General features: G+C 45.1%; 9 protein-coding genes. All 9 read right to left on the minus strand.

Going from position 1 to position 11,797, the window contains the following annotated elements:
* Window positions 1-76: NAD-dependent epimerase/dehydratase family protein (locus G5171_RS09005; protein ID WP_139060373.1), on the minus strand; the 76-nt coding region annotated here is incomplete at its 3' end.
* A gap of 1 nt (window position 77) precedes the next feature.
* On the minus strand, window positions 78-1,007 hold the full coding sequence (gene galU / locus G5171_RS09010) for a UTP--glucose-1-phosphate uridylyltransferase GalU (protein ID WP_213388787.1): 930 nt from the start codon (window positions 1,005-1,007) through the stop codon (window positions 78-80).
* 26 nt (window positions 1,008-1,033) lie between these two features.
* A complete protein-coding gene (locus G5171_RS09015) occupies window positions 1,034-2,059 on the minus strand; it encodes a glycosyltransferase family 1 protein (protein WP_421260070.1) in 1,026 nt (341 codons plus the stop codon).
* Window positions 2,047-3,912 (minus strand): glycosyltransferase family 2 protein, encoded by a 1,866-nt coding sequence (locus tag G5171_RS09020; RefSeq protein WP_421260116.1) that lies wholly within the window; start codon window positions 3,910-3,912, stop codon window positions 2,047-2,049. The genes G5171_RS09015 and G5171_RS09020 overlap by 13 nt, the downstream gene beginning before the upstream one ends.
* A gap of 243 nt (window positions 3,913-4,155) precedes the next feature.
* Window positions 4,156-5,058: a glycosyltransferase family 2 protein gene (locus tag G5171_RS09025; protein WP_421260071.1), complete on the minus strand. Its 903-nt coding sequence runs from the start codon at window positions 5,056-5,058 to the stop codon at window positions 4,156-4,158.
* 95 nt (window positions 5,059-5,153) lie between these two features.
* Entirely contained in the window at window positions 5,154-6,320 is a 1,167-nt protein-coding gene (locus tag G5171_RS09030) for a nucleotide sugar dehydrogenase (protein ID WP_421260072.1), read from the minus strand.
* Window positions 6,321-6,322: 2 nt separating this feature from the next.
* Window positions 6,323-8,332, minus strand: a complete 2,010-nt coding sequence (locus tag G5171_RS09035) for a hypothetical protein (RefSeq protein WP_421260073.1) — start codon at window positions 8,330-8,332, stop codon at window positions 6,323-6,325.
* A 2-nt stretch (window positions 8,333-8,334) separates the two neighbouring features.
* Window positions 8,335-10,548 carry a glycosyltransferase gene (locus G5171_RS09040; RefSeq protein ID WP_421260074.1) on the minus strand — a complete coding sequence of 738 codons (2,214 nt, stop codon included), beginning with the start codon at window positions 10,546-10,548 and terminating at the stop codon, window positions 8,335-8,337.
* A 17-nt stretch (window positions 10,549-10,565) separates the two neighbouring features.
* Window positions 10,566-11,579: a hypothetical protein gene (locus tag G5171_RS09045; protein ID WP_421260075.1), complete on the minus strand. Its 1,014-nt coding sequence runs from the start codon at window positions 11,577-11,579 to the stop codon at window positions 10,566-10,568.
* Window positions 11,580-11,797: the final 218 nt, after the last annotated feature.

Consider the following 11,797-nt stretch of genomic DNA (forward strand, 5'->3'; position numbering starts at 1 on the left):
CTTGGGTATCACGGATGATATGGCGCACCACGGCAGAGCCGATAAAGCCGGCACCGCCGGTCACGAGGATTTTCATATTAAACACTAGCCTTTTCGATTTTTTGTGAGGTCAGGGAGTTGATATAGTCAGTCACAAACTGACCAATTTCATGGTGCCTCATGCCATAGGCAATATTGGCCTTCATATAACCAGCCTTATTGCCACAGTCGTGGGACAGCCCTGTCATATGGAATGCATCAACCGTTTCTTGCTCAATCAACATGGCAATCGCGTCGGTCAACTGGATCTCATTACCAGCTCCGGGAGGCGTCTTTTTGAGCAAGGGCCAGATATTATTGCTCAACACATAACGACCAACGACGGCCAGGTTGCTGGGGGCTTCATCAATATCCGGTTTTTCAACCAACCCAGTAATGGGTGCGGACTGACCTGGCTGCAACTTGACCTGATTGCAATCAGCTATCCCATATTTATCGGTATCAGCCAGTGGCACGGGTTCAACCATTACCTGGCTTTGTCCAGTCAACTTGTAACGCACCAACATGGCAGCCAAATTTTCGGTGTGTTGATCGGCAGTATATTCATCCAGAATGACATCGGGTAAAACAACGGCGAACGGTTCGTCACCGATGACCGGATAGGCACACAAAATGGCATGGCCCAATCCTTTGGCTTCTCCTTGACGCACATGCATGATGGTCACATCTTTCGGACAAATATTCTGTATCTCGTCGAGCAGCTTTCGTTTAACGCGAGACTCGAGGGTCGCCTCCAGTTCAAACGAAGTATCGAAATGGTTTTCGATAGCATTTTTTGAAGAGTGGGTCACCAGTACAATCTCTTTGATACCCGCTGCCACACACTCATTGACCACATATTGGATCAGCGGCTTGTCCACGATCGGCAGCATCTCTTTCGGAATAGCCTTGGTGGCAGGCAACATTCGGGTGCCAAGACCGGCTACAGGTATAACAGCTTTTCGCACTAAAAAATTATTATTAGGCATGTATTATCTCGTGCAGGTTATAGTTATCAGTTTGCTAAAGAATAAGCATATAGTTTCGCATTATTGGCTAGCTCAGCTCGTTTCTTTTCTTTATTAATCAGTAATGTTATTGCATCAACCCAGCGTTGGGGGTCGTTCTCCAACAGAATGCCGTTGATGTTTTGTTCGATAAAATCGTTATAGGGAGCGCAATTGCTATATACACCCACAGCGCCCATTCTGACAAAATCATAAAATTTTACGGGACCACGTGCCAAATTAAAATCAGATTCAAGCAGAGGCGCCAATCCGATATCCAACTGATGGGTCTTGGTATACGCAAGATAATTTTGCCAACTCATTGGATGCAGCACTGAAACTCTTGGTAGGTCGCGATAATATTTATAGATATCATGCTCGCCAAAAATTTCAAAGCTGGCACTAGGGCAGGCTTCCAATACCCCCTCGACGATTTGCCGCAGCCAGTACTTCTCTTCCCGATGAGAGCTTGAACCATGATAAGCTATTCTTACTGGTTTTCTTTTTTCAAGAAGTAATGGTGATGGTTTTGCGGAAACAATTTCCGGATTAAGGTGGGAATATTTTTTAGCCAAGTATGCTGTAGATACCCAGATATCATCACAGTACTGCGTGATCCATCGATGTTGAGCCGCCGAGCGCCTTATTATCTTGCTGCGATACTCTTTGGGCAGCGTAGATAGCGCCGTCGGGTCAAACAGATCGTCATCCATGAAATAAACTATTCGGGAGCATCTGTCGATATATCTTTCTATATGCTGTTGCCACTTAGGAGAGATAAATCGAATAATGACAAGAGCAGATCCTTCCGGAATAGGGATTTCAGGTGAAACAAGAATATCAACGCATTGACATCTTGCATCAGAAAATCGACTGGCAATAGCCGATTCAAAATAGGCCAATGTAGGGGATCTCCCTTCATGCAATATAAACAATCGCTCACTGTCAATTTCAGAGTTTTGCTGGCTGCCATAACTCTGTTTATTGAGTTTAAGATAGGGCTTGAATAGTTTCCTGCGAATTAATTCATCCATGGCAACACCATATTAGGAGCTCTGCTTAGAGAGAAATCAGGACGTTCATAACTCAAGTTAGGGTTATAGGCAGGATCGTGTTTAAGCACACCATCCCATCGCGTTCTCATATATCGCAACTCAGATTTTGCTCGTCTCTGCTGTTGTTTTGATACATCTTTACCGCGGGAAATAGACTCATGATGATACAGTTCAGCAAAAGGCGTCCAGACTACTCGCCAGCCGGCCTCTCGCACTCTGAGGCAATAATCGACGTCATTAAACGCTATCGGCAAATGCGTTTCATCAAGTCCACCTAGCGCAATATATAAATCTTTATGAGTCAATAAACAGGCAGCCGTCACAGCTGACAACTCTTGAGCACTGACAGCCCGCCGCTGGTATCCGGGATCGTTTGCGGACAAACCATTATGAAGGTGATCTGCACAACCGCCAGGTCCGACAGCATCGCCAGCATGCTGAATCACACCATTTCCGTAATAGAGCTTTGCACCGACTACGCCCACTCCAGGGCGCAATAAATGGGAAACCATTTCATCCAGCCAGTCAGCGCTGATCACCTCGGTATCGTTATTCAGCAAGCAGACCAGATCACCACGTGCTTTGCTTACCGCCAGGTTATTGATGGCTGAATAGTTAAACGGATGATCATAAGAAATCACTCGGACACCATAAACCTGTTCGATATGGGCAAGGTAAGCAAGGGTCTCCTCGTCGTCGCTCTGATTATCCATCACCATGACATCCATATTGGTGTAATGGGTTTTGTTGATCAGGCTTTCAATACAGGGGCGTAAATGAGCGAGACCATTTCGGGTGGGGATAATCACAGAGACCAATGGCAATTGCGTTGGCAATGGCCAGTGCCAACGACATATACCATGAGGTGCAGCCCCAATGCTCACTCCTGATGGCAGTAAATTCTCTTTCGCTTTCAGTGAGTCATAATCATTTGAAAGCAACGCACTTGTAGGCAGATGCATCATCAATGACGGAATATGGGCAATCTGGTTTGGCTCACACTGTTGTGCCAACTGTAGCCACCACTGATAGCATGCCGCCGCATCAAAGGGGATTTGGCTTGCGCCTTGTTCACGCCACAAGCCACACCAGCCAATATAGTTTTGGCTCTGCAGCAGCGTTTCATTCCAGTCAGGTTTAAAGTTGGGAGAGTGACGTTTGCCTCTCTCGTCAAGCAGGTCGTGGTCCCCGTATAGCCATAAACAATCCGGATCCTGGCGTAACTGATGGGCCACCCAGAATAGGGCGCTGGGGGACACCAGGGCACCCGCAGGCAACGCCCACTGCCACTCGCCGCCAGGCTGACTGGGGATATCTGAGGATGCGCCATGCTCCTGCAGCCTGATGTGACTTGCCGGATAACAGAGTGCCTGGATGCTATCAAGGGTCTGCTGGCGGCTCTGGTCACTCTTTTCGCCAACAAGATGAAAACAGACACGTGGCAATGAGTCCCAACGTGCCAACAGGCGTTCAATCAGCTTGTACTCTGCGGGTTCCAGAGCGTCGAAGTTTGCCAGCCACTCTTCATAGCTATCGAGCGGTTTGTCGTCACGTACTCTGCCGACAAGTTGGTAAGCCTGCTGCAGATCCGTGAGCCACAAATGCCATGAGAGACCCAATCTCTTGCGTTTGATGTTCGTCAGGCGTCGATAAAAGGGCAGGACCCGGCGCAATCGACGCCAGATACTCTCAATAGGAGAGACACAACGAAGCTCGCTAATCTCTACATGGCAATCCGCGCCCTTGCTGCTGGCCAGTAAAGAGAGATGGCTGGCTCCTGTGGGCAGATAGACCAGCTCCTGCAAGGTGCCACGACGTGTGACTGGCAACACCTGCTCATGCCATCTTCCCTGTCCGCACTGCCAGCACAGACGAGTCTCCCCTCGTGGTTGGCTCGCCACGATTGTCCCCCGGATCAGGAGCCAGCCAGAGTGGCATGAAAAAGCGTCAGGCAATGCCAGAGGTTGCCAATGACCATCGTTATACATATATGAATTTACAACCTGAGGGGACATTGAAATAGTCCGCCACACCAGTGACAGACCGTGAAGAATAGAATTAATAAGTAACAGCAGTTATTTAATCAGCTTTTTAATGCTGCTCGCTAACCAGGAGTGATTGGACACCTCTCTTTCTGCGGGCAGGGCGGCTAATTGTTCACTCAGTATCATCATCTCGGCCTTCACTTGGGGGGCCAGTGCCGCGGCCAGCAGACATTGCTCGTCATTGCGATCATGCGCCTGAAAATAAGCCTTATGTTTGACTCGATTGGCCGTTGCCGCACTACCACGCAAATGCTTCCCAAGCAGGAACTCTTCCAATGATTTAACTGCGTAATGGTTGACTCGTATGCCATTCCAGATGACCTGAGCACTCACACCATTACCGTGTTTGGCATGTAATACCATGTCACTACCATTGGCATCGATATAACGCCCATAACGCAAATTGGCAAAATGAGGGTTGAAAAAACTGTCAACCCGGGAGGGGCGCACAATACTCTTGAAGTTGTGGTTCACATTGAAACCAAGGGGTGCACGCTGCGTGAAGCGTTCAATCACCAGCCCCTCACCTGCAAAGGTCTCACCATTGGAGCCAAAATTAGACCAATTCAATCCAACGGCACTGACACTATTATCTGCAAACCATTGTGTGACCACCGGACGCAAATCATTTGACTCCAATGGCAACAAAAACTCGTCAGCATCGATAAATGCCAACAGATCTACATCACGCGGGCAAGTGCGCAAAATTTTATCGTATGCAGGCAACTGCGGTTTCTGCAGCCCCACCGTTGGATGGTCAAATACAGTAACCACCCCTAATTTGGCCAGAGAGCCGAGCAGTTCACGCGAACCGTCGTTACTCCCATTATCTGCAATAATAAATCCACTGACACCGAGTACCCGGTGAAAAGCGATCCATTCGAGCAATCCATCTATTTCATTTTTGACAATTGCAGCAATAAATAATTTCAAGGCGGGTTCTCAATCAGGATGAAAAACTGCAGGATTATACATCATGATGTCGGGGCTGGGAAAACAGACCCCAGCCCCATACGCTATTGCAGATATCAGTCGGAACCGAATAGATCCCTGGTGTAAACCTTGTCCGCCATATCGCTCAATTCAGCGGCCATCCGGTTGCACAAAATCACATCACTCACAGCCTTGAACTCGTTCAAATCGCGAATAACACGAGAGTGGAAGAAATGCTCCTCCCTGATGGTCGGTTCAAACACCACCACCTCGATGCCTTTCGCCTTGATCCGCTTCATGATCCCCTGAATGGCGGAGGAGCGGAAGTTGTCCGAGCCCGCCTTCATCACCAGACGATAGATACCCACTACCTTGGGGTTGCGGCGAATAATGCTGTCGGCGATAAAGTCTTTGCGGGTGGTATTGGCATCGACAATGGCGCGGATCAGGTTGTTGGGCACCTTGTTGTAGTTGGCCAGCAACTGCTTGGTATCTTTGGGCAGGCAATAACCACCGTAACCGAAGGAGGGGTTGTTGTAGTGGCTGCCGATACGGGGATCCAGGCCAATCCCTTCGATAATCTGGCGACTGTCGAGACCGTGAGACTGGGCATAGGTATCCAGCTCGTTGAAATAGGCTACCCGCATCGCCAGATAGGTGTTGGCAAACAACTTGATCGCTTCCGCCTCCGTGCTGCCCGTCAGCAATACCGGAATATCCTGCTTGATGGCCCCCTCTTGCAACAGGTCGGCAAAACGTTGGGCCCGTTCGCTGCACTCCCCCACCACGATACGGGAAGGGTGCAGGTTGTCATACAATGCCTTGCCTTCGCGCAGGAACTCAGGTGAGAAGATCAGATTCTCGGTACCGAGCTCTTCGCGCATCCGCTCGGTAAAGCCCACCGGAATGGTGGACTTGATCACCATCACCGCATTGGGGTTGATGCTCATCACATCGCGGATCACCGCCTCGACCGTGCTGGTATTGAAGTAGTTGGTCTCGGGATCATAATCGGTGGGCGTGGCGATAATCACAAACTCGGCCGCCTCATACGCTTCGTATTTATCAAGCGTCGCTTTAAGATTTAGCCGCTTGGTTGCCAGATACTCTTCCAGCTCCTTATCGACGATGGGAGATTGACGGCGATTAAGCAGTTCGACTTTTTCTGGCACCACATCCAGTGCAATGACCTGATGGTGCTGGGCCAGCAATACCGCGTTGGAAAGACCGACATAGCCGGTGCCTGCAATTGTTATATTCATAGTTATCTCAGCTCGCTATTAAAATTCAGCCATTCTACTTCTTGAGGTATTGTTCGTGTTTTCAACCCCGCAATGCCATCTATTAATGAACCTACATCAATAGCAATTCCACCATGTTTTTTGATTTCATTACAATAAATCTTACCCAGAATCCCGGCACCAACTAAATAAACCGCCCCTAATTCAACCCTATCATTTATCTCCATCATTATTCTGGAGAAATAATCTGGGTAATGTTTTCCTTTAACAGGTGTTCGTTTTATATCATTATCAGAAAAAGCAAATTCAGTCGGAATAAATATCTGATGTGTTGATATACCCAGCGAATCTGATATTATATCGTCCACTTTTCTTGATGCGATTATATTGACATGTCCAGCATTGGATAACATTTTACCAAACAGATTAGTTCTAAAACTTTTCAAATGTGCATTCACATCACACAATAATATTTTTTCAAAACACGTAAAGTCTCTAAGATGTATATAGGTTGAGTTATCTACGATCTTTAAATCACTTCTAGCATCAAAGCCTCTAAATATTGGAGCTCCGACAACATCTGCATTTGAAAAAGATTGCTTTAATAAATATGAAAGATGCTCCAGAGATTGATGATTTAATTTTTCACCAAAAAGTATCTGTGTTGTATGGTCCGCATCCTCTTTTGAAAAAGAATAGGAATAACCTAGAATACGATTTTCACCATGCCCCAACCTTACAAAACTAAAAGGAGTTTTACTATCAATGGATTCTTTTAATTTATTTAAAAGTTTGAGCTCATCAATCCAGACACTGTCAACAATATTTTTCAAACCATCGCCAAAAATACTGAAAGGGAAAGAGTTTTTTGACTTTATAATTTTGACACTATCATCTTGATACTCAAGACTAGTTATATCTATAGATTTTGTTATTCGACGCAAAATAACAAGTGATTTGATATCAGTCCTAAAATCAATACCGGCAATTTGAACAAGCTCAGATATATCTATAGCTTTTGCAATTATATTCCTAGCTTCACGCTCAGAAATAGAATGCAAATCACTTATGTTAATTGTAACAGAGTTTAATTTTCCGTATTTTTTAAAGAGAACATCTAATAACTTGAAGTTATTTTCAATTGGGCTAAAAATAACATCAAAATTAATAAAATCAACGTTAACGTAATCAGGATTCGTTGCTATTATTAGCGATTCATTACAGTGTCGAATTAGGTCTATATTAGCGTCTGTAAATACAACTGATTTTATTACTCTACTAGAGTTATCAACCAAAGATTCATTCAGTACTTGTATTGCATCTGCAATTAACTTTTTTCTGGTAGCCTGAGGATAGTAAGATATTGTCTTAGAATAATCATCTGAATTAAATTTATTGTGAAACCTTATTGACTCAGCATAATACAAATAGCCTTGCTCTACCCTTGGGTATTTCGTTACAAAGTCTAGCCAATAATCATAAGAACAAACACTTTTATCTTTTAATAATAACCGGCCATATGATATTAATGTAGATAGATGTCTTGGGTATTTTTTAAAAGATTCAAGAATGATTTCTCTTTGCTTTTCAAATAATGAAAGAGCTTCATATATTTCAGCAAGGAATAACAAGATTTCTGGGTGACGTGTTTTCAGAACAGTTGAATCAATAATTATCTCAAGTGCTTTTTTAAAGTTACCATTTCTATAGTACACTCTTGCTTTATTGATAATTTCATTTTCATCTCTGCTCCAAGCTCTGAAATATCGTCCTTCAAAGCAACCGTGGCGAATATAATGCATAAACGGATTTACTTTGGCGCTTGAAACATCTCTGTATTTATTCAGGTAGAAGTCAACATCAAAATTTGTTGAAGATGCCAGCTGTTCTGATGTCTTTTCATTTGTTACATGACTCAAGAAATGTGTAAAAGCATCCATTTCTGATTCGAATGTAAGCCCAGTAATATCAGCATATTTTTCAGGGATGAAAAAATCATTATTGGCAATTGACTCCATAATATTACTCATCATGCTCATATATCCCACATCGCTTTCGAGAATGAAAACTTGATCAGGCTTTCATGATCCCATTGATTCTTTTTGAACATCAGCTCAAATTCGGCACTTTTTGTATCACTTTTACGCATACCGTCGGTCGCTTTTTGCAATTTATGGTAGACCACCGCCTGGCTGGTATAGAGAATTTTCATTCCCAGCAAGTGGCGCAGATAGTCACACATAATCCGATCCGAGCGATAGTGGCGCCCAAATTCGGCATCAAGCCCACCAACCTGATCGACGATCTCGCGGCGCATATAGGTACAGAAGAAGGGGGCAAAGCTGATCTCCACCTGCTCTCCGTCGTGCAGCAAGGGCACCCGAGCAATATTCTTGTGATGCTGCGAGAGGTTGACATCGCAATCTATGCCGGGGTTGGCAAACGGCACATGGGTCGTAATGGTCTTGGTATTGGCAAACAGTACCTGACGAGGAACCACCAGGCCGATATTGGGATCCTGATAGGCCAGTTGCTGCATGGCTACCAGTGCGGTACGCGTCAGCAAGGCATCGTTGTTAAGCAATACGATATCGCTGCCGGCCTTGGCCGCCTTGATCCCCTGATTCACCGCATAGGTAAAACCGGCATTAAACTCATTCTCGATATAGGTAATATCAAACTCTTTGACCGCCTGCTCCCGCAAATAGGTTCTGACTGCCATGGCTGACGCATTGTCGACCACTATGATATCGACCTGCTTGCTATCGTAATACTTGCGAATGGAAGAGAGACAATCCTGAATATCCTCCAGCGATTCATAGTTCGGGATAATGATGGTGACGTGATGTGCCAATTTTGGCTTGGGCAAGCGATGCTTGACCGGTTCGCTCTGGCCATAACGCAACAGGGCCCGCCCCTTGATAAATTCACGGGTGTTGTGCTGTTCTCGCACAATATCGATAAAACCGTTTAACGAATGGTCATTGGTGATGGCATTTTCTGCCAGCTCATAAAAATAGTTGGAGAGGATCACCGGCACCGAAATAATGGTGAATTCACTGCTGATCTTGAGGATCAGATCCCAATCGACAAACCGCTTCAACTGGGTGTCAAACATTCCCGTCTTTTTAAAGACCTGCTTGTTATGCATAAAACAGTTCAGGTCAATATAGTTACGGTTTTCCAGCAGACCCTTATTGAAACTGGCAAAGCGGATCGCAAACGGTTCCGGATGCGTGCCACGATAGAGATATTGGCCAGAATAGGCAGCCTGGGCATGAGGGCTCTTGTGCAGGGCGGCGACCATGGCGCTGAGGTATTCAGGTTGCCAGGTATTGTCGGAATCCAGATAGGCAATCAGCTCACCTTTCGCTGCCCGTAAACCGATATTACGAGCTTCAGAGACGCCAGAACGACCAGGCCCGCGGATCAGACGAACCCGTTCATCCATAAACTCCTCAACCACCTGGATGGTTCCATCCGTACTGCCATCATCGACAATGATCAGTTCAAAATATGGGTACGTTTGTGCCAGAACAGAGGTAATGGCGGCAGGAATGGTATCTTCCCGGTTGTATGCCGGCATGATGATGCTGACTAACGCATCGAGATTATTTGTTTGGGTATAGGCGACCAGCGAACGACGCGTATTCTCCATCATGGCGAAACAGCGTTTGTCCTCTTCCCGATAGGGGGCATAGATCATCGGGTTGACCATTGACTCGGCCAAAAACTCATCAAAGCAGGTAAACTTGCGATTATGCTGCCAGGAGGTAGTTGTCTGCTTGAGCAACTGCCCGGTTTTGGCATCAACCAGTTCTAGTTGATGGGTTTTACCATCGATAAATTCAGCAGGTACGCTCCAGCGAAAACCATGTTGACCATTGTTGATCTTGTTCTTGGCCAAATCCTCACGTTTGACATCGGCCAGCACTTTATACTGTTTACCATCTATGCTGATTAACGCTTCACGGGGGGCCGGATCACCGATTTCGGCCAGCCAGCCATAGAGTTCGCCACTCCCGCCCGCTTTCAGGTTGAAATCACCGCGGATAGCTTTATTACCGACAGGGGCTGGCTTTGCTGCACTCTTGGCAATTTGTGCCGTGTTGGCCGCTATTTTATTTGGGTCCATAGGATGACGGCCGATCAGTTTACCGATTTTTTGATAATGCTGATACGGGTCCATGCCGGACAGTTCGACATCTTTATAATTATTCAAATACCATTGAGCATCGAAGTTATTCATTTTTTAATCCCGAAAAATTAGATCGTTCTGCCTTCATTCTTGCCAAACATGAGATAATGTAAAAGAGGATTTACCCCTTCTTGTTGTACGTCGGGATACCTCGCTAAATAATCATTTCCGTCAAAACGCTCACTGGGAGTCAAACCCACTTTAAAACCTATGGTCAAATAATGCTCGACCGGAGAAATGGAAAGTTCATCAATCTCAGGACAGTTTTTTCTATACCAGTCGACGCTGAACAAGCCTGAGTTTTGAACAACCTCGGCATGCTGACGTAACATACTTTTAGTATTTTTCTTTTTAAATTTGTTACTCAATGCACGTGCGGGAGCTGCCGCTTTCCATGCAAAGGAGGCTTTCAGTTTATCTAGCTGTTCCTTGTATATAGACAGTTCATTATCCTTAGCCAGCAGCTTCCGCTCTTTTACTTCTAAAATATTACTAAGTTTAGCCAGCTCACTGAATCTGACATTCAAATTATCTTGCAGATTAGTTAGCTGGGAGGAAAGTGAATGATTTAACTCTTTCTCTTTAACTAATTGAGACTTTAATTTACCGAGTTCGTTCTCAAGTTCCTGCTTGGTCTTGTTGTGTGACTGTTTCAATAGACCAAGTTCTGACTCAGCTTTCTTTAATTTTGTTTGAGATATATCTAAAGCGGCTTTAGTCTTGCTGAGTTCATTTTTACAACTATCCAGTTCAAGATGACTCTTTTTCAACTGTGCAGCACTCTGTTGAGCGGTCTCATCAGATTTCATGATCAACTTGCTGAGCGTGGCCAGTTCAGCGTTTCTAGTTTGATGATCTTGTTCAAGCCCCTTAATGCGGGCCTTCAATGCCACATTATCAGCGGTGAGTCGAGCTGACTTGCCTTGACAGATCTCTAATTGAACTTGCAAGGCAAACGAGCTCTCATTTACTGTATTCAGAAGGTTATCTTTTTCAACTAACGCCTGTTTCAGCACTGCCAGCTCATTTTTAATTTCGTGCAATGAGTTATTATTTGTTACTCGAGGTATTGTTTTTCGCATATCCCATGCTCTTGTTGGTTTAACTTATAGTGAATGGATATCAACTTGGAAAAAGATGACATCCTCTCTATCTACTACCAATAGATTTGCTGCCATGGTAAATAGATACTTTTCCCAAAAAAACTTATTCCATAATCATGAAAATAAAATGTATAGCTTGTTAGATTTATTAACTGTCGCTCAGTAGGTAGCAATAATTGCCGAAAGCATTAGGTATG

Source organism: Aeromonas sp. 600774, assembly GCF_049175075.1.
Lineage (GTDB): Bacteria > Pseudomonadota > Gammaproteobacteria > Enterobacterales > Aeromonadaceae > Aeromonas > Aeromonas veronii_A.

Excerpts from the sequence above, each read along its gene's own strand:
- G5171_RS09030 (WP_421260072.1), bottom strand. The coding sequence starts at position 6,320 with ATGAATATAACAATTGCAGGCACCGGCTATGTCGGTCTTTCCAACGCG.
- G5171_RS09015 (WP_421260070.1), bottom strand. The coding sequence starts at position 2,059 with ATGGATGAATTAATTCGCAGGAAACTATTCAAGCCCTATCTTAAACTC.
- G5171_RS09040 (WP_421260074.1), bottom strand. The coding sequence starts at position 10,548 with ATGAATAACTTCGATGCTCAATGGTATTTGAATAATTATAAAGATGTC.
- G5171_RS09035 (WP_421260073.1), bottom strand. The coding sequence starts at position 8,332 with ATGATGAGTAATATTATGGAGTCAATTGCCAATAATGATTTTTTCATC.
- G5171_RS09045 (WP_421260075.1), bottom strand. The coding sequence starts at position 11,579 with ATGCGAAAAACAATACCTCGAGTAACAAATAATAACTCATTGCACGAA.
- galU (WP_213388787.1), bottom strand. The coding sequence starts at position 1,007 with ATGCCTAATAATAATTTTTTAGTGCGAAAAGCTGTTATACCTGTAGCC.